Origin of the sequence: Methanosarcina baikalica (genome assembly GCF_031461075.1) — an archaeon.
In the GTDB taxonomy this organism is placed as follows: domain Archaea; phylum Halobacteriota; class Methanosarcinia; order Methanosarcinales; family Methanosarcinaceae; genus Methanosarcina; species Methanosarcina baikalica.
This window is the reverse complement of the sequence record NZ_JAVKPK010000027.1, coordinates 16,050-34,435: the sequence shown is the minus strand read 5'-3', so window position 1 is coordinate 34,435 and position 18,386 is coordinate 16,050. Positions and strand designations below refer to the sequence as shown.

General features: G+C 43.6%; 16 protein-coding genes. 4 read left to right on the top strand and 12 right to left on the bottom strand.

Features of this window, described 5'->3' with window-relative positions; all coding sequences use genetic code 11:
* Positions 1-175 precede the first annotated feature (175 nt).
* A complete protein-coding gene (gene thiC, locus RG963_RS08275) occupies positions 176-1,462 on the bottom strand; it encodes a phosphomethylpyrimidine synthase ThiC (RefSeq protein WP_310575792.1) in 1,287 nt (428 codons plus the stop codon).
* A gap of 508 nt (positions 1,463-1,970) precedes the next feature.
* Here thiC and RG963_RS08270 point away from each other — a divergent pair.
* Positions 1,971-4,430: a DNA topoisomerase I gene (locus RG963_RS08270; protein WP_310575791.1), complete on the top strand. Its 2,460-nt coding sequence runs from the start codon at positions 1,971-1,973 to the stop codon at positions 4,428-4,430.
* A 101-nt stretch (positions 4,431-4,531) separates the two neighbouring features.
* Here RG963_RS08270 and RG963_RS08265 read toward each other — a convergent pair whose 3' ends face one another.
* Complete coding sequence (locus RG963_RS08265) at positions 4,532-5,143, bottom strand: 30S ribosomal protein S3ae (RefSeq protein ID WP_310575790.1); 612 nt, start codon at positions 5,141-5,143, stop codon at positions 4,532-4,534.
* A 501-nt stretch (positions 5,144-5,644) separates the two neighbouring features.
* Positions 5,645-7,153, bottom strand: coding sequence for a serine--tRNA ligase (locus RG963_RS08260; RefSeq protein ID WP_310575789.1), 1,509 nt, complete (start codon positions 7,151-7,153; stop codon positions 5,645-5,647).
* Positions 7,154-7,668: 515 nt separating this feature from the next.
* On the opposite strand from RG963_RS08260, the gene RG963_RS08255 reads away from it, so the two are divergent.
* The gene (locus RG963_RS08255) at positions 7,669-7,899 is read left to right on the top strand and encodes a hypothetical protein (protein ID WP_310575788.1); all 231 of its coding nucleotides are present in this window, start codon (positions 7,669-7,671) and stop codon (positions 7,897-7,899) included.
* A 297-nt stretch (positions 7,900-8,196) separates the two neighbouring features.
* Here the strand turns inward: RG963_RS08255 and RG963_RS08250 are convergent, their stop codons facing one another.
* The 7 genes from RG963_RS08250 to RG963_RS08220 all read right to left on the bottom strand — a co-directional run bounded on the left by RG963_RS08250 (position 8,197) and on the right by RG963_RS08220 (position 13,483).
* Entirely contained in the window at positions 8,197-8,394 is a 198-nt protein-coding gene (locus RG963_RS08250; protein ID WP_310575787.1) for a type II toxin-antitoxin system HicA family toxin, read from the bottom strand.
* The gene (locus RG963_RS08245; protein ID WP_310575786.1) at positions 8,387-8,593 is read right to left on the bottom strand and encodes a type II toxin-antitoxin system HicB family antitoxin; all 207 of its coding nucleotides are present in this window, start codon (positions 8,591-8,593) and stop codon (positions 8,387-8,389) included. Before RG963_RS08245 ends, RG963_RS08250 begins: the two co-directional genes overlap by 8 nt.
* Before the next feature lie 250 nt (positions 8,594-8,843).
* Positions 8,844-11,153, bottom strand: a complete 2,310-nt coding sequence (locus RG963_RS08240) for a tetratricopeptide repeat protein (protein WP_310575785.1) — start codon at positions 11,151-11,153, stop codon at positions 8,844-8,846.
* Between the two features lie 135 nt (positions 11,154-11,288).
* The gene (locus RG963_RS08235; RefSeq protein WP_310575784.1) at positions 11,289-11,921 is read right to left on the bottom strand and encodes a type II toxin-antitoxin system VapC family toxin; all 633 of its coding nucleotides are present in this window, start codon (positions 11,919-11,921) and stop codon (positions 11,289-11,291) included.
* Positions 11,914-12,402, bottom strand: a complete 489-nt coding sequence (locus tag RG963_RS08230; protein WP_310575783.1) for an STAS-like domain-containing protein — start codon at positions 12,400-12,402, stop codon at positions 11,914-11,916. The genes RG963_RS08235 and RG963_RS08230 overlap by 8 nt, the downstream gene beginning before the upstream one ends.
* Complete coding sequence (locus RG963_RS08225) at positions 12,399-12,821, bottom strand: DNA polymerase ligase N-terminal domain-containing protein (protein WP_310575782.1); 423 nt, start codon at positions 12,819-12,821, stop codon at positions 12,399-12,401. The genes RG963_RS08230 and RG963_RS08225 overlap by 4 nt, the downstream gene beginning before the upstream one ends.
* A 392-nt stretch (positions 12,822-13,213) precedes the next feature.
* On the bottom strand, positions 13,214-13,483 hold the full coding sequence (locus RG963_RS08220; RefSeq protein ID WP_396654700.1) for a demethoxyubiquinone hydroxylase family protein: 270 nt from the start codon (positions 13,481-13,483) through the stop codon (positions 13,214-13,216).
* A 584-nt stretch (positions 13,484-14,067) separates the two neighbouring features.
* On the opposite strand from RG963_RS08220, the gene RG963_RS08215 reads away from it, so the two are divergent.
* Both RG963_RS08215 and RG963_RS08210 read left to right on the top strand, forming a co-directional pair.
* On the top strand, positions 14,068-16,293 hold the full coding sequence (locus RG963_RS08215; protein WP_310575781.1) for a C1 family peptidase: 2,226 nt from the start codon (positions 14,068-14,070) through the stop codon (positions 16,291-16,293).
* Positions 16,286-16,471 carry a hypothetical protein gene (locus tag RG963_RS08210; protein ID WP_310575780.1) on the top strand — a complete coding sequence of 62 codons (186 nt, stop codon included), beginning with the start codon at positions 16,286-16,288 and terminating at the stop codon, positions 16,469-16,471. Before RG963_RS08215 ends, RG963_RS08210 begins: the two co-directional genes overlap by 8 nt.
* A 20-nt stretch (positions 16,472-16,491) precedes the next feature.
* Here the strand turns inward: RG963_RS08210 and RG963_RS08205 are convergent, their stop codons facing one another.
* Complete coding sequence (locus RG963_RS08205) at positions 16,492-16,731, bottom strand: KEOPS complex subunit Pcc1 (RefSeq protein WP_310575779.1); 240 nt, start codon at positions 16,729-16,731, stop codon at positions 16,492-16,494.
* An 82-nt stretch (positions 16,732-16,813) separates the two neighbouring features.
* Entirely contained in the window at positions 16,814-18,169 is a 1,356-nt protein-coding gene (locus RG963_RS08200; protein WP_310575778.1) for a DHH family phosphoesterase, read from the bottom strand.
* Positions 18,170-18,386: the final 217 nt, after the last annotated feature.

The window sequence follows — 18,386 nt, the reverse complement described above, 5'->3', positions numbered from 1 at the left end:
GAAAAAATCGACCTTCTGCAGATGTCTTGTTTGAGTAATCAAGCCGGTTTTCTGAAAAAACGATAGCATGAGAAATTGCGAAAATTGAAAGGGCAGCTGAGGAAAGTGGGAAAAAAAGTTAAAAAATGATTGAAAAAAGAGTTAAAAAGAATTGAGAAAAAAATTGAGAAAAGAATTACTCTTCCTTCTTCTTTTCCTCGAAGGCTTCCTTTACGATTTTCATCGCGCAGAGATCACCGCACATCGAGCAGGCGTCACTTTCAGTCTTTCGGGCATCCCGAATTTTGCGAGCCCGGTTGCCGTCGATTGCAAGCTCAAACTGCTTTTCCCAATCAAGGTCCCTGCGGGCATATGCCATAGCTATGTCCCTTTCCCAGGCGCGTTCTCTCGGGCCTTCCTTTATAAGGTCTATGGTATGGGCTGCAACTTTTGTTACGAGCAAGCCTTCTTTTATATCTTCGAGGGTTGGAAGGGCAAGATGTTCAGAGGGTGTTACCATGCAGAGAAAATCCGTGCCATACATCCCCGCAATTGCCCCCCCTATTGCGCCGGTAATGTGATCGAAACCAGGAGCAATATCTGTCACTAGCGGGCCAAGAAGGTAAAGAGGAGCATCATTGCAGAGTTCTTTCATGCCCCTGACGCTGAGTTCGATCTCATTTAAGGGAACATGTCCGGGGCCTTCCACAAAGGTCTGGACATTGACAGCTCTTGCCCTCTTTACGAGCTCTCCGAGTGTGATGAATTCCATGAATTTCGGGCGGTCGGAAGCATCGGCAATGCATCCAGGGCGCATCCCGTCTCCAAGGCTCAGGGTCATATCATATTCTTTTGCGATTTCAAGAAGATAGTCGTATTCGGCATAGAAGGGATTGTCTTCCTCGTTATGCAGCATCCATGCAAGGGTAAAAGAACCTCCGCGGCTGACAACATTCATTATCCTGTCACTCTGGCGCAGACGTTCAAGGGAATTAAGGTTAACTCCGACGTGCACGGTTACGAAATCCACGCCCTGTTCGGCATGTTTCCGAACAGCATTGAACATATCGTCCGACGTCATTTCTACAACAACTTTTCTGGAAGCTGCAGCCTGGTAGATCGGAACCGTGCCTACGGGAATATGGACAGATTTAAGGATAAGGCTGCGGATTTCGTCCAGATCCCCGCCTGTGGAAAGATCCATGACCGCATTAGCGCCGAGGGCTTCTGCAGTCTTTGCTTTTTCGACTTCGGCATGAATATCGATGCAGTCCCTCGAAGTCCCTACATTGGCATTGATCTTTGTGCTCATATATTTGCCAATGCCGACAGGAAGGGTTTCCCGCCTGTTATTTATGGGGATTGCTATCAGCCCTTTTGCCACGCAGGAGCGGATAGTCTCGGGATCTATTCCTTCAGCTTTTGCCACGGCTTCTATTGAGGGGGTGACGATTCCCTTCTTTGCATCTTCCATCAGTGTCATTGTTACTCCATATTGTGAGGTGAATGAGGCAATTATAATACCATACAAAGTAAGAGATATTAAGATATATTGATAAAAACACGTCAATAAATATTAACTGTAATTAATCGACATATTATACTGGCCCGCCAGAGTAATTGAGCATCAAGATAAAGCGGGTATTTCCTTCTCGCAGAGTAGAACAGACAGTAAACTGATATATATCTTTTCACGTATGGGGAGTAACTTAATAAAGTATAAATAGACAAATATATAAATAATGTGAGCATATTATTGTAGTACATAAAAGTAGAGAGAAAATTGCGGAAATTGCTTATAAAGTAAAGAGTTTTTACAGATAACCTGTATTATTAGACCGGCATAAATAAGCAAAATAAGGAAAAGACAGAGAACTTTTTCCTGATTTCCCTATATACTCTGATTTCCCGAGATATTTCCTTACATATTTCGTAATTTATACTATTTTATATCGCAATACCATTTCAAGAACAAAATTAAGGTATTTTATATGACAGTTGTCGCATTTGCAGAAAAGAACAAGGCAGCAGCCCAGATTGCCAGCATCCTGGGGGATGGGGAAGTAGAGAAAATTGCAGTAGAAGGGCTGCCTGCATACGAATTTAAATGGAAGGGCGAAGAATGGCTGGTAATGGGGCTATCCGGACATATTATGAATTACGATTTTCCGGAGCAGTATAATAAATGGAGTGAAGTTAATCCTGGAGTACTCCTGGGAGTAGACCCGGAAAAGTTCGTGACAAGAGCAGATTACGCAGCTGCAGTAAAAAACCTCGCAAAAAGGGCGGATAAGATTATCCTTGCGTGCGACTACGACAGGGAAGGAGAAAATATAGGGTTTGAAGCCAAGACGCTTGCAGAGGAAGTAACAAATGTGCCATTTGAAAGGGCACGTTTTTCTGCCCTCTCCCCAAAAGAGGTGAAGAAAGCTTTTGAGAACCTGATGGACCCTGATTATAACATGGCAATGGCTGCGGAAGCAAGGCAGATTCTCGACCTGAAAATGGGTGCTGCATTTACCCGCTTTGTCACGCTTTCAGTCAGGGAAAAGGCAAGGACAAAGGACATCCTTTCAATCGGCCCCTGCCAGACACCAACCTGCGGATTTGTGTATGAAAGGGAAAAGGTTATCAGGGCTTTTCAGGCAAAAGACTTCTGGAAGATAACTGCAATTTTCTCTGCAAAAGGCGGAGAATTCGAGGGCACTCACAGGGCAGGAAATATCCATGACAAAGAAAAAGCCGCTGAGATTTTCAAGAAGCTGAAAGGGGCAAAAGAAGGGCTTGTTGCAAAAAAGACCGTAAAAGAAACAAAAACAAGCCCTCCTAACCCGCTCAATACTACCGAATTTCTAAAACGTGCCTCCAAGTTCCTCGGAATCAGCCCCGAACTTGCCCTTGAGGTCGCAGAACAGCTTTATCTTGCAGGATTTACCAGCTACCCCAGAACAGAAACAAACAAGTACGCAGATGATTTCGATTTCAAATCCTTTGTCTTGGATTTTGCACGGCAGAAGGAATACAAACCTTTTGCCGAATCTATCCTTATAGCCCCTATTGTCCCGAAAAACGGAGATAAAGACGGGCACGATCACCCTCCGATCCACCCTATCAGGGCTGCTTCTAGAGGAGAGGTAAGCTCTGCAATAAACATCCCCCAGGCACCCGAGGTTTATGACCTGATAGCAAGGCATTTCCTGGCAAACCTCATGCCTGCAGCAATTTTTGAGAAAACTCATCTTCATCTTCTTGTGAAGGAAGATCCTTTTGATTCATCCGGGACAGTGCTGAAGGATTCAGGCTGGCTCGAAGCCTACCCCTTCGAAAACAAGAAGGATAAACTTCTCCCGTTTGTTGAGGAAGGAGAAGAAGTGGGCATAAAAAAGCTCAGCAACACGAAATCCAAAACAAGCCCTCCAAAAAAGCTGACAGAAGCCGAGCTTCTGACCCTTATGGACAAAAATGGGATCGGAACAAAGGCAACAGCTCCTTCTCATATCGAAACAAACAAGAAACGAGGGTATTTTGAGACAAAGGGAAAAACCGTATCTATGCTTGACACAGGCTTTACCCTTATGGAAGGGCTCTCCCTAACTGTTCCGATTCTCGTCAGGCCGGACATCAGGGCGAAGATTGAAACCCTGATCCAGGAAGTCGAGGATGGGAAAAAAGAGTTTGAAGCCGCCCTTGACGAGGGAATAGCTCTGTTAAGGGAGATGTACTCCCAGCTTGAAGCGAATAAAAAGGAGCTGACTTCAAGCATAGCAGGCACGATCAAGGACGAAGCTGCCCTTGAGGACAAAAAAAACTACATAGAGACCTGTAAGGCTTGCGGGCATGTGTTAAGAATTGTGCAGACGGATTCTGGGCGTTTTGTGGGCTGCACTGGCTATCCTGACTGTAGAAACTCATATCCCCTGCCGAAAACGGGAGCTCTGACCGTGCTCAGAAGCAAGGAATGTAAGAAGGAAGGGGCAGCCGTCCTGAAAGTAGGAAATAAGTACAACTGGGCTGTAGGCATAGGGCCCTGCTTTAAATGTGACCTTGAAAAGGAATGCTACCCGCCTGAAACTGTCGGGCCCTGCCCGGAATGTGACGGAAGCATGTTTCTCATTACTTTCAAAGACACCAGATTCCTGGGATGCACAAAACGCTGCGGGTACACACATTCGGTCCCCAAAGCAGGAAAACTGACCCTGCTTGATAAAACCTGTGAGGGCTGTGGCTGGAGGATGTTCAGGCTAAAAGAAGAAGGCGAAAGCCCTGAAGAAGATTTCTGTGTAAACCGACGCTGCAAAGAAGGCAGAAAATACTGGAAAAAACCAGGCACGGGAAATGAAGCCAGGATTAGGAAGACGGCTTCTTTAAGCCCGGCAGCAAGTTCAGCAGCAATCCCGGTAACAGGAAGAACTTCAAAAGTACTGGCTGCAGACCTGAAAAAGAATAAGTAAAAACTTAAAAAAAAAGATAATCAAATACTAAGAAATTGGAAAACGCTAAAAGAGATAAGAAAATCCTTTCGGATTTTCCTCTGCTTCCGAGCTAAAAAAAGTTATGCTGCGGCAGGTGCGGGTGCAGCTGCTGGCATGGATTCGATCTGGGTTTTCCTGATTTCGACTCTGCGGAGCGGGTAAATGAACTTGGCCTGCCTGTAAATGGCTGCTGAGAGCCTGCCAAGGATTGCTTCCTGCATGAAGGTCTCGAAATCGGATTCCGCTGCGCGCCTTTTGACGATTTCAACCATCATTTCCCTGATGGCTTTAATCTGGCTTGAGCGTGCCCTTTTGATGGTGAAGCAGGTGGGCTTTACACGAATGATATAGCCATCTCTGGTTTTAACCTCGACATTGGCGTCAATCCTCGATGTTTGCCTCTTTACGATTGAGCGAATATAGTCGGTTGTAAGTTCGTGGCCCATGAGGTCAGTAGTTGCTATATCTCCGACGACGTTGTTGATCCTGAGGATGACCTTTGTATTGTTTTTGGTCATGTCGTTGGTAAGTTCTCCAACAGTGGTTTCAACATTGCGCCCTACGAGCAAGGAAGGGTCTCCTGCCATAGTATTACCGACAATAATCCTGTTTAAATAGACAGGAGCTTCAATATTATACCATTCCTTGGATTTCCATCCGTCAAGCTTTCTCTGTACTTTCTTTCTTGCCAAGTAATTCCTCCAAAGTAATGTTCATTTTTGTATAATTTTTGTATGCAACTGATTGGTCCTTCGGCCTCAAGCCTCTAGGTTCTTCTTCCGGATGCTCGGGTGAGCTTTCTCCTTAATCGATGAGCGTGAATGATTTTCAGCGCTTTTGCACAGACTTTACGCTGCCCGGCGCAGTTTGCGCTTTCAGCACCTTATGTCCGTTTCGAGATGAAATTTCCGAGCTTCTTAGCGTTTCCGAACCCAGATCCGTCCCCTATCTACCGGCAGCTACAGGCTCCTGATAATCAAAAGTATGATCCGGAAAATTGCCAGAAAGGTCCTCAGAAATTAGTGGATTCTAACTAGTTAATGGCTCACTATACATATCATTTCCGTATATAAACAAATCGGTCAGAAGCGCTTTCCGCCCGGTTCTCAGGATGTTTGACCGACACGGTGAATTCAGTAATATATGATTCAGTTATATGATTCGGTTTTTTGCTAAAGGAAAAACAAAAAAGTTTAAAGGAAGCGGATGCCTTTTGGCAGCTCGCCTACCCTTTTCCTGAACTCTTCGGGCCAGTTCTCAGGGTCAAGCCCTTTCTGCGCAAGGAAGACTGCAGCCCACCTCTCAAGCCCGACTCCAGAGCAGCCTGACCAGAGTTCTTCTCCAGACTGAAGCTTCACATTGAAGCCTTTGGGGTACTTGTCACCATTGATGCTCACGTTCTGGAATTCAAGCCATTCGCCATCCGGCCCACGGTAAGGCAGACAGGCCTCGTAGTCAGTTGTCCCGACAGTGTTTCCTTCAGCAAGGCCGAGCAGCCCTTCCTGTGCCATAAACCAGGGGGTAACTCTTGCTTTCCTCCACTCAATATCCAGGATATCGTTGAAAATGTGCATGTAGCGCTCGTGAAGTTCATCTGCGCACTTTACTACTTCTTCCTTTGTCCCGATCCAGACGATTTCTATCCTGTGGAACTCATCTACCCTTTCGATCCCGTGGATTCCGCCGCTCTCGTACCTGTGTGAGGTTCCGGACCTGTCAAAGACTTTTATAGGAATCTCATCGTTCGGAAGAGTCTCGCCTGTCACATACATCCAGAAAGGAGGACACTGAGCGTAGGCCATACCTCCGATTGGCTCTCCTATCTTTTCCTTGATCAGCTTTGTGGGCACTTCATGGGTAACCTTGTAATAATCGGCAACCTCTTCCCAGTATTCGGGGTCCCTTGTCTTCGGAGGACATACATAATAGATCTCAGGGTATACGCCTTTGGCATGTCCGGACTTCATCCAGACTTCCCAGGTGACCAGTTTCGGAAAAATCATTTCCCTGTATTCGAGGGGTTCCAGAAGTTCGTCAAAGACGATCTTTTCGAAAGCCCGGAAAAGTCTTGTCGACTGAGGCCCATGGATCCACTGCCCACGGCTTGCCCCTCGCTTGAGCCAGCCTTCTTTCATCATAGCCTGGGTAGGGTCTTCCTTGAAGAGATGTTCCATTGGCTCTCTCTGCCAGAGCAGATTCCAGTGCTCGGCCTTTGCTCCGTACTTGGTAGCCTCGATTTTCTCTTCAAGGAGCGTGAGAATCCTGTCCGGCACCCGATTTTTCATCTCAGCTTCTCCTACCTCAAGCTCAAGTATTATTCCGCCGTCTACATTTTCCATGCTCTTGATGTAGGGAACCTTGAGCGCCTTTAATTCGTGTTCAGCAGGCAGCTTTATGGTGAAGGACTCAACCTCGACTCCGCGAATCCCTATTTTATATTTCTTCCCAAGAGCCTCGGCAAGCACCTTCTTCAGCCGAAGGATCGCATCATGCGCCCTGACGTACCGACCTGACTCAAGCGTAAGCTCGATCCTGTCCTCCCCGAGTTTCCATTCCGTAATTTTTGCTCCCTGTCCTTCAGGCGCCCCTTTTGTGAGAAGGGTATTGTTTGCCTCTTCAAAAAGAGCAGCTACAGCTTCTCTTGCAGGAGTGGGGTCTGCACTTGTTTTAAAATAAGCTTTGAGATTGAACTGTAATTCCAAAGTTTAAGCCTCTTGTAATTATATTGAATAGTGTAAGTGTGAATCAAGATAAGGATTGTAAACAGAATCTAAACATTCTATTTCTGATATAAATGCCTATTCTACAGCGAATATCCATAACTAAGTATCTGCAACTCCGATGGGAGATATCCGTAGTTCTGGCATTAGAATTATAGTTTGATAGCACACGCCTACAATTCAAATACAGAATAAGATATAGATGCCTGTAAGCCACTTATACTTGTGTTATCTACATAAAAAACTGACCAGCTATTTAAATATTTAGCATCTACAAAAGCAGTTAACTCTTACTTATCATTCGGTACTTTATACACTGGAAGAGAACTCCAATATACGCGTGAACGCAAAAGTAAGTGGCTAAAATAGAGGAGTCAGATGCTATGGAATACAAAGGAACCACATTAATGTAAATCAGATCCGGCTTCTTATCCTGGAAAGAAAGGAAGAAATAAGAAGGGAATTTAAAGCAGAAGTCATCGGGGTTTTTGATTTATATGCACGCGGGGAAGAAAAAGAGGGAAGTGATATTAAGTTCTGGCGAAGTTGGGGAAGGAGCATATCTTTTTGACCTTTTGGGGCTTGAATATTATCGTGAAGATTTGTTTGGAGTCCCAGTTGGTGTTGTTTCGGAAAGGGCTCTCCACTCGATGATGAAGGATGATATGTTAAAAGATACCCACAGATCATACATTTATATCCATATTTTTCTTTATGGCATTGGATAGTAGAGAAGGCCTCTGTAATGATTAAGATATTTCCGCAGTGTTATAAAAGATTTCTCTTGCGGATGCCGGACTGAAACTTCTGATCCGGATTGATCTTTTCGCCAGGAGATATTTTCACAGGAAACTGAAACCTGCCGGGAATTGAAAAAGAAGTGCACATAGCTTGAGAGATATATTTATTCTGTACATTAAGGTTCAGGAGATTTCAAGAAGATTTTCGGAACAAAAAGCAGAATTCAAACCTGTGTTTGCCTAAAAAATTTTAAAACTACTTGAGATTCAAAGGTGTTCCAGAAGTTATTCGAGTGAAACATCAGCCTGCTTCAGAATTGCATTTAAAGTGGATTTTTTAACAGGATCATGGAGAGGAACAGTTAGCAGGTTTGATTCTCTTTGCAAAAGTACATGGCTGCCCTTCTGCCTGACAACAACAAAACCCAGTTTTTCGAGGGCTCTTATGAGCTTTTTTCCGGAAACTGAAGGCAATTTAGCCAACCGAAACCTCCACTGTGGCAATCTCCCCCAGCACCTGAGCCTGTTCTCTGGTTACTTCCAGAACAAGCTGGATAGCTTCCTTGATGTTTTCAAGTGCTCCTTCCTTAGTATCCCCTTCACTGATAGCGGCAGGAATTTCAAGGCACTGGGCAGTGTATCCTCCTTCCTCTGACTCTTCGAGTTTAATTGTAAACCGCATAGATATTAATTGGTAATTTTGATATTAATATATACGTCTCAACGCTTGATGAGTTAAACAGGAGAATAAAGGAAGCAATTGAACTCTACCTTGAAATTGAATAGGAAAACGCAAACCAGGATAGCTACTTCCATATAAATTGATTCTCAACAGGAAAACTGCAGAAGATTTTTAAACAAAAACTAAGGATGTTAGAAAATACATCCTGGATTTCATTTTCCTTAAAAACCAACTATGTTCCTCCGAAGCTTCATGATCTTTGGCTCTTTGGCTCTTTAGCTTCAATATTCTGGTATATTTCTGCAGACTCTGCTTTATATACTTCAGCTTCGGCATCCATGCCTGTTTTGAGAAGCAGGTTTGCATATTCTTCTAAAGTTAAGGCCCTGTCCTCAAGATAATAAATATTTTTGGGTTCTTTTTCAAGGAGCTGTGCATTCATAGCAAGGGCTTTTTCAAAAACCTCTTTCGATTTTTCGTACTTATTAAGGGCAGAGTACGACATCCCCAGCCCGACATACAGTTTCTGAGTCTTCGTCTGTTGTTCGGATTTTTCCGGAGAAACCTCAATCAATCTGTCCAGGACCAAAAATGCGTTTTCGTAGTTTTCAATTGCTTCTTCGAAGTTTTCCATGCCGTAATGAAGGAGGCCGGTCTCATACAGGACAGAAAAAAGGCCATCAAGAGCACGGAAATTATTTGGTTCCTGTTCAGAGATACTTTCGTAGTATTTACGGGCAAGTTCCAGGTACGGTTTCGCACTTATATATCTTTTTGAACTCAGATAGGCATACCCACGCAACTGGATTTCAGTAGCGAGGCGTATTCCTGTAGCGGCGTCTTCTCCACCAAAAATACCTTCTGAAAAAGTCTCTACGGCTTTTGAATGAAACATATCTGCCTGTTTTAGATCTCCAACCTTTTCGAAAAGAAGCCCCAGCTCGCTGAAAGCGTTTCCGACGTCACGCATATGCATCCAGTTCCCCGGAAATTTATCAAGAATATCAAGCTGGAGTTTGAGTACACGCTGCTGAAAAGGAATTGCGGCTTCATAATGCTTATGAATTTTATTCAGGTCTGCAAGGTTTTTCAGAGTCTGGATAAGATCCGATCGGGAAAGAGATTCTTTTGGAGCCTGTTCTCCTGTCTTTTCAGCAATCGCAAGAGCTTTTTCGTAGTACTGCCGTGCAGTTATTTCTTCCTTTTCAAAGTAAAGGTCTCCGAGTTGATTGAGAGCCTCTGCAATATAGAGTTCATAATCGGTTTCTTCAGGGAATTCGAAAAAAAGCCTTTCGTAGATCTCTATTTCCTTTTCATAGTACTCTTTTGAACTTTCTGCATCCGGGACTTCCGAATAGAGATTTGCGATCTGGTTAAATGTCTCGGCGATGCTCAGCTTGTTATCGATCTCATCAACTTCAGCTCCGATCAGAGATTCATAGATTTCGATTTCATGCAGGTAGCACTCCTTTGCTTCTTCCACGCTGGAAATGTCCCTAAAGGCTCCAGCAAGCCCATTAAATGCTCTGGCAAGGTGGTATCTGTAGTCCGGATCTTCAAAACTTTTTTCAATTAGTCCCTCTAAATTGACCAGCGCTTTTTCATAGTAGAGCTTTGCTTTTTCGAGCTTTCCGACTTCGGAAAAGAGAGTCCCCAGATCCTGGTAGATTTTTCCCCGGTTCATGATAATGGAAATATCTTCCGGATTTTTCAGGAGTTGCTCTTCAGCGAGTTCAAGTGCCTGAGAGTAGTAGCCTTCAACTTTATCCATTTCCTCCATTTCTGCGTAAAGTTTTCCAAAGTAGTCGTAGGAGAAAAGCAGGAAATTTAGCGCAAGCATGTTTTCCGGATTCTTTTCGTGGATATTTTTATAAACGGCGTGCACCTGCTCGTAAACTTGTTTTGCCTCTTCAAATCGGCCGTCTTCCAGGCAGGCTTCTCCAAATTTTTTTACAATATTGTCAAATAGGATAAAATTTTCAGGGTCTTCTGGGTCGGACTCAATGATTTTTCCGTAAGTCTGCACGATACCCGGTACAAGATGGATTTGTTTTTCAAGATCTTCTGCTACCACATAACAGGCCCAGACATTTACCATTGTCTTCACGTAATTGAATAGATGCTCAGAATTGTCAGGATTATTTGCAAGCAGCCTTTCATATTCTATAAGAGCCTTCTCAAAATATTTTTCTGCCTTTTTGCATACCTGCTCTGCTGTTGTAATGCTGCCAATTTCCTCAAGTATTTTTCCAATCTTGCCAATAGTATTATACAGAAGCTCTTGATGACGAATATCTACTGTATCTTCGAAAAAAAGATCTGACGAAAAACCCAGGGCTCTTTGATAAGTCTCCAGGGCTTCCTCCAGCCTGCAGGCAGCACCCAGAGCTTCACCCTTTGCCATCAACGCCCAGCCGATAAGGTTCGGCACTTTTGCCTTTTCCGCAAGCTTCTGGGCCTTTTCGGCCTTTTCAAATGCCTGCGTATAATCTCCTTTCTCGATGAGGGAAGGCACAGCCCCCAGGATTCGAGCAGCAGAATCTATTGCCTGTCTGGACATAGAAGTAAATTGGAACCTGGATAATTATATTTGTCGCCGAAACTCCATTTGTGTTGAAAGAAACACTCAAATTTACTCTGAGGCAGAAACCTTAAAGTAAGGGAACTAAAATCTCCAGCCTTTTCCATTGGTTCTTCACACTTTTCCCTTACCTAACAGCCTCTCATTTGCAGTCAGGATTTCGACTCCAAGTTCGCTGAAATCCTTGTCATGGGTTACGAAGACCAGGCCTTTTGCGCTGCAGATTTGTGCAAAGAGAAGGTCGTTAAAATCGTATTTCCCCTGCTCAAAGATGTCCATTACTCCGGGAAGGTCTATGACCTGTAATTCAGGGTCACAGGTCAGGGTGCTTTTGAGAATTTTCCTTATGTTGTAGGCGATTTCCTGGGCAATGGCCCGGTAGCTCAGAGAGTTTCGAAATTCTTTGTACCTCGTAAAATCGGACTGCTGCTTAAACTCTATTCTCGAAAAGGCATTGATGAATTCTGAAATGATCATGCAATTGATGTAGATTGTACCTTCTGAATTCCTGATCTCTTTTAAGGCTCTGGAATAAACATCCGACCTCTCGTCAGGCCAGCCTATAGGACCGTAAATATATAGCCAGATATTGGTATCAAAGAAGTAGCTCTTACCTTCGGGAAAATCGTAGCTTTCTATGGAATGTACTTTGATGGGGACAATTTTTTCAGGCCTGGCTCTTCCGGCGCGAAGTCTTGGGCGGCGTCTTACCGGATAAACAGTTGCACGGTGTATTCTTTCAGGCATCCTCGCCTCCCAGCGTATCCCTGAGCATTTTCCTGCAGGAGTATGCATGCTCGAAATAAGTTTTCGCCCTCTCGATAACTCTTTTTAGGATAATCTCATCTTCCTCTAAAATATTGGTAAATGAGAGGTTACTCTCAATTGATTCTGCATGAAAACTTCCGTAAAGCTGTCCCACTGCCGAATTCAAAAAGGCAGGAGTCAGATCACTCGTCCCTGCGAAAGAAAGTTCCACCTTCTTATTTTCACAGAAAGCGGCTACAATTCTGTCGTATATCTTCTGCCCGTCACAGGCGGCAACACAACAGTTGGCTCCGGTAGTTTCAAAAACATTGATATTTACCCTTTCTTCCGTAATTATCCCCATATGCTTATTCTCATAATAGTTTAAAAAGCTCAGGGTCTGAGCCTGAAACCCAGCCATTTGAAAAACGCCTGCACTGTTGACTGCACTGTTTGAACATTCATGAAAATAGCCTTTCAATCGGCCCTTTTAAAGAAGAGCCATCCTTTTTCTCCTTTTCCATACTTTGTCCTTATCAAAACGTAATCTCCTTTCAATTCTTCTCCTTCAAGTGTCACAACAATCTCTTTATCCTCACGTTTCAGAAGCTGAAAAGTTCCCCTATCCCAGATCTCAACTTTGCCGGCTCCGTACTCTCCGACCGGAATTTCCCCCTCAAAATCAGCATACGCCAGAGGATGGTCTTCGGTCTGGATAGCAAGCCTTTTGGTGCCTGCCTCTTTCGACGGCTGCTTCGGCACAGCCCAACTTTTAAGGACACCATCCATCTCCAGGCGGAAATCATAATGGAGGTTCCGTGCGTCATGACGCTGAACCACAAAAATAGGTTTGTCGGAACTTTTTTTAAAATCACTGGCTTGCGGCTCAGGAGTCTTCATAAAATGTCTCTTAATCTTATATTCTTCAAGCATGGAAGATCAATAGAAATATGGTTTCGACGAGTATAAAGACTTAGATGGCAGGAAAAATGAGATGGTAAAAACAATTTGGCGAAAATGAAGATAAAAAACTGGAAAAAACATATTAAAAGCTTCAGAAAGAATCAAAACAAAAGGAGAAAGGTCAGATACAAAAATGGAGAAAAGAATAGAACAAAAATCGTATGTCTTCATCATAAACTAGAAATATCCAAATACTCCCCTGCCCGGTAGTTCTGATTTGCAGTTCTAATGGTAATCCTGAAAGTTGCTCTTACAACTGATATTTTATTTATGAATAAGTGCCAGGGAATTTTAGATATTACTCTTATCTTCTACTCTTTATCAACTCTTTACCTTCTAGCCAGCGCATAGTCTGCGTAGATTTTTAGAAACTCACGGTCCGTTTGAAGAAGTACGGTCTCAAACATGGCCACATGGATTTTTTCTTCCCTGGCAATGTCAAGCAGGATTTTACGAATCTTCTCGTTTTTCGTCAGGTTTGCCATCTGCTCATAAATATTGACAGCATCCAGTTCTGCAATCATAGCAGCTCTAAGGATTTCTTTATCAAGGTCTTCAGCTCTGGTATTTTCAAGGTCTGCGAGTACTTCTGAAAGCAGGCTTTCACCCCCATTAAATGTGCCCTATAAGATATTGAAAGGCAAAAGTATTATTTCTTTCTGTTGTAGGCATCAGCCTGAAGAATTGAAGAGTGAAACTGAAAGAAATAAAACCGGAAGAAGTAAAACCGAAAAAAGGAGTAAACTCTGCGCAGCAAGTAAGATTCCGGAAAAGGCGGCCGTATCCGATACAATATTAAAATTAAATAATTGCCATTAAACCGAGTATTCGGAACTATATTAAAATTAGACAATTGTTATTAAACTGAGATAAATGGAACTGGAGACTTGAATACTATTTAAAGTTTATATTTCTTTATTCATTTATTTTGTTTTCCTTTGAGATGCAGTATAGTTTTTCGCGCTTCTGCAATTGAATTTAGCTTTGCTTAAGGGCCCTAGCTAGATAATTAATTTAGTTTCAATAATAAAAAATTATAATAAGTTGCAAAGAGACTTATACATTAATTTCATAATATTCCTACAAACAATTTAAAAAATAATGCTAAAGATTTACTTCCCAGCCAGCTCTGAGAAACATTCTACAGGCTAACCAGGAGCCAATCCAACGGAGGCCAAAAACCTTGAAAAGAATAAAATCCTCTCAGCTTAAGAAAATCAAATCCTCTCTGCTTGTATTTATTGTCTTGATTTCTTGTTTACCGGGCAGCCCGGGTTTTGCGGCCGGAAATATAGAAAACTATGAACTGCCGCAGAACGATACATTTTCTGCTGAATCATTGATTGAAACGGCACCAATGAACCCCAACTTTTTGGAATTATGGCAGCCTAGCCCGATTGAACTTGTTTCTTTGGGGAATAGTTACGGACACGTTTCAGGCACAGGATATAAGCCTTCGCCTGTGAACATGTCAGGACTTGCAAAGCCTGAAGAAAGGCTTTTGTTGAGAGCTTCAGGCTCAGAACTTCCGGCTGTTTATGATCTGCGCAACGAAGGAAAAGTGACAGATGCAAAGAACCAGGGAAAAGACGGAAGCTGCTGGGCTTTTTCAAGTATGGCGTCTCTTGAATCTTATATTCTGGGAGCTGAAGGAAAAAGCTATGACTTTTCCGAAAACAACATGAAAAATCTTGTCTCAAAGAGCTATCCAGAAGGTTTCGATCTAACTTCGGATGACGGCGGGAACGCATTCATATCAGCAGCATACCTTTCCCGCTGGAGCGGGCCTGTAAACGAATTTGAAGATCCTTATAATGAGTTGTCTGCGTATTCGCCCACAGGGCTTCCCGTACAGAAGCATATACAGGAGATACTTTTCTTGCCTGGAAGGACAGGGCCTCTGGACAATGAGATTCTCAAAAGGGCAATTATGGAATATGGGGCTGTGTACTCAACACTGTACTGGAATCAGGATTATTATCAGGAAAAAAATCACGCCTATCAATACACCAGGAGCCTGACTGTCAATCATGCTGCAACCATTGTGGGCTGGAATGATTCTTATGACAGGAGTTTGTTTGCGCAGGTTCCGCCAGGAGACGGAGCTTTTATAGTGAAGAACAGTTGGGGTGAAAACTGGGGTGAAGACGGCTACTTTTATATTTCCTATTATGACCTTAAACTCGGATACGACGAAAATGCCGTATTCACAGCTGAGGGGCAGAATAATTATGATCATGTTTACCAGTATGACCCTCTCGGGTGGATAGTATCAAAAGAATATCCAAGCAGTTCGATTGCCTGGGGTGGCAATGTCTTTACCGCGGAAAGGAATGAAATCCTCAGGGCCATAGGATTTTATACTACAGATCGTGGTACGGCTTACGAGATATACATCTACAAAAACCCTGTTTCCGGCCCTGTTAATTCGGAAAAGGTATTTATTGCACAGGAAAACGGCGGATATCCTTTTCCCGGATATCATACGCACGTGTTGAGTTCGGCAGTGCCCATCAGTGCAGGAGAGAAATTTTCAGTAGTCATAAAATTCAGTAACCCTTCTGCTCCAGGCCCTCTTGCAGTCGAACAGCCTGTAGTCCGTTACAGCAGCAACGCACGGGCCAATCCCGGAGAAAGTTACGTGAGCCCTAACGGGGTCAAGTGGGAAGACATATCCAGCAACTCGGAAGCAAATCTCTGCATAAAAGCTTTTACAACTACTGATGAACTTCCTGAAGCTGATTTCTCCTCAGATATTACAGGTGGGATGTATCCCCTCACGGTTCAGTTCACAGACCTTTCCAAAAATGCCTTTTCATGGGAATGGGACATGAACGGAGATGGAAAAACAGACTCGACAGCCCGAAACCCAACCTATACTTATGGCTCTTACGGCAATTATACTGTCTCACTGAGTATCAGCAACAGTAAAGAGCTTGACTCCGAGACAAAACGTAATTACATTACAGTAGCTTCTCTTTCGATTAATTCAGTCAACCCAAGAAAAGATATTACAACTTATGAAGGAGAGAACCAGGAGTTTAATCTCAGCACAAACTACGCCTGCGATGTAAGCTGGTACCTTAATGGAGAAAAAAGGAGCTCCGAATCTCGCATTAAGAATAGTTTATATTCGGACAATATACGTTCCCCAGGTTTTTATAACGTCACCGCACTTGCCAGAGCCGGAGACGAAAAGGTTATTCATAGCTGGAACTGGACAGTTCGCGCCTGGAACCCCTGGAAAAATTTGGCTTCTCAGGAAGGGGAAAACATAAGCACTGAGGAACTGCAGGAGGCTATCCATATCTATCGCAGTGGACTGCAAATCCCTGAAACAGAAGCAGAACTCACGGACGAGAGGCTCAAAGAGCTTATATCGCTCTGGCGGGAAGGCTCAGTTGGCTGAAAAGGGAGAAAGAAGGAAAGGGAAAAAGGAAAAAGGAAAAAAAGGGAAAAGCAGGAAAACAAATTCAGCTTTCCCAGAGTTTAGGAATGATAAACATATAACTTCAAATTTTCAGTTCGGTAATTGCTCTATAGTTTCATTTCCCCAAATAATAATTTATGGTGACAAAAATCCTTGACATTATATTTGAATCATTCCTTAGCTCTTTTTTTCCAGAGCCTGTTCGATTCCTTCCCCAATTTTAACATTCATGAGAAAGTCATCAACAGTTGCGAGAAGGGAGCCTATTTTCTCAGAGTGAAACAAAACAGCAACTCTCTCACCACTGATCTCGCTTTCCATGCTTCTAAGATTATCCGGAGAAAGAGCTTGCAGGATTCTGGCAGCAGACTTTCTTGATTCGGAACCCGGAAATTCAATTGTACCTGTAATCTTCATAAGCACCCCTCAGATTTTTTGCCAGCTTTTCGTTATCTTTATTCGTTTTACTTTCTTATTTCCGTTGCATTTTACTGTATTTTCATTTTTTATTTTTATTTTTATTTTGATTTCCTTTACGTGCCTTTCGGAGCTGATCCCCTATGATTCGGTCTGCAATGCTCAGAAATTCTTCTGCACTCCCAATGGGAATTGCAGCTCCGGAAGCTACACTGTGCCCGCCTCCGCCTCCACCGACTGCGCCTGCCGCTTCCCTCAGGGCAAAGGCGAGGTCCAGACCCTGGGAAACAAGTTCGCGGGTCCCTCTTGCAGAGATTTTCAGGATACCTTCGGATTCGTTTATGCAGATGAAGGGGAGTTCGGGATGAAGGTAACGGACAACAGTGCTTGCAAGACTTCCGGTAGAAAGGGCTTCAATAGTGGTGATGTACCAGATGCTCTCCCCTTTTCGAATTTTTTCTACATTTTCCCGGATATCCAGGGCAAGTTTTTTATCATGTTCTTTTGTAAGAGAGAGGGCTTCATCGGCAACTCCCTGGCTTTTTAGGCAGAGAGACAGAGCCAGCCCATAGACTTTATGCTTACCACATGCGTTAAGAATAGAGATAAAATCATAAACATTTTTCACGAGCTCTCGGTTCAGGAGTAAAACTTCTCCTATAACAGCTTCAATAGCTTCAGGGCTTGCCTGCCTGACAAGTTTCAGGGCGACAGCATTGACAAGCCTGGAGGCTTCCTCTTCAGAAAGGTTCTCAATATTTCCTGAAAGCTCGAGATGGTTCAGAAATTCTTTAACTTTTTCAGGATAACCGGTTATGTCCAGAAAAGGTTCGGTACTGTATGTAAGTACGTCTGCAAGGTCTCCGTCTCCTACTTTCAGTCCCTTCCGGACAGATACGACCCCTGTTTTTAAGGCCTCTTCCAGAATGAAGGCATTAGCCGTGCGAAAAAGCTGCCTGTCTCCGACTGCGCCTGCAATAGCCAGTCCTGCAAGGTCAACATTCTCTGCTGCCAGTTCTCTGGCTACCAGGTAGCAGGTGCCGGAAGCCGAAATGTCAGTAGCCCCGTCGATTCCCACCAGATGGGCGTTTACAACTGCTTTTGCTGGAGATTGCCCTACTGGTTTATGGTGGTCAAGCACTACAACGTCAGCTGCCACTTTACCTATGAGTTCAGGCTGCCCGCTACCCATATCGCAGAAAATAACAAGTTCTCCCTGGGAAATGCTCCTGTTCACCTCTTCAATCACAGTTTCGTCCAGCCTTCCAGCTATCGAAAGCTGGAAACGGATGCCTGCCCTCAACAGGGCCTGGGCCATTATCCCGGCTGAAGTTAGCCCGTCTGCATCATTATGTGAGACTATACGTACAAATCTGTATTTCCGGATTTTCTCGGCTGCATTTTTTGCAAGATTTATCAGTTTTTCAAGCTCGCTCAAAATCCATCACTCAATAAATTCAATGATAAAGTAAAAAGATCAATTTGGAAGATAGATTTAACACATGATTTCCAGAGCATAAAGGATGCCAGTTTATACTGGCTTGCTAATATAAAACACATGCCCCGAAAAGATCTCAGGGGTCAACTTGCTCGAGAAACTAATTTGGGATTTCTGGGGCAGTATATAGCCTATTTTGAATTTTCTATATTCTTCA

Excerpts from the sequence above, each read along its gene's own strand:
- thiC (WP_310575792.1), bottom strand. The coding sequence starts at position 1,462 with ATGACACTGATGGAAGATGCAAAGAAGGGAATCGTCACCCCCTCAATA.
- RG963_RS08270 (WP_310575791.1), top strand. The coding sequence starts at position 1,971 with ATGACAGTTGTCGCATTTGCAGAAAAGAACAAGGCAGCAGCCCAGATT.
- RG963_RS08255 (WP_310575788.1), top strand. The coding sequence starts at position 7,669 with ATGCACGCGGGGAAGAAAAAGAGGGAAGTGATATTAAGTTCTGGCGAA.
- RG963_RS08245 (WP_310575786.1), bottom strand. The coding sequence starts at position 8,593 with ATGCGGTTTACAATTAAACTCGAAGAGTCAGAGGAAGGAGGATACACT.
- RG963_RS08240 (WP_310575785.1), bottom strand. The coding sequence starts at position 11,153 with ATGTCCAGACAGGCAATAGATTCTGCTGCTCGAATCCTGGGGGCTGTG.
- RG963_RS08235 (WP_310575784.1), bottom strand. The coding sequence starts at position 11,921 with ATGCCTGAAAGAATACACCGTGCAACTGTTTATCCGGTAAGACGCCGC.
- RG963_RS08225 (WP_310575782.1), bottom strand. The coding sequence starts at position 12,821 with ATGAAGACTCCTGAGCCGCAAGCCAGTGATTTTAAAAAAAGTTCCGAC.
- RG963_RS08205 (WP_310575779.1), bottom strand. The coding sequence starts at position 16,731 with ATGAAGATTACAGGTACAATTGAATTTCCGGGTTCCGAATCAAGAAAG.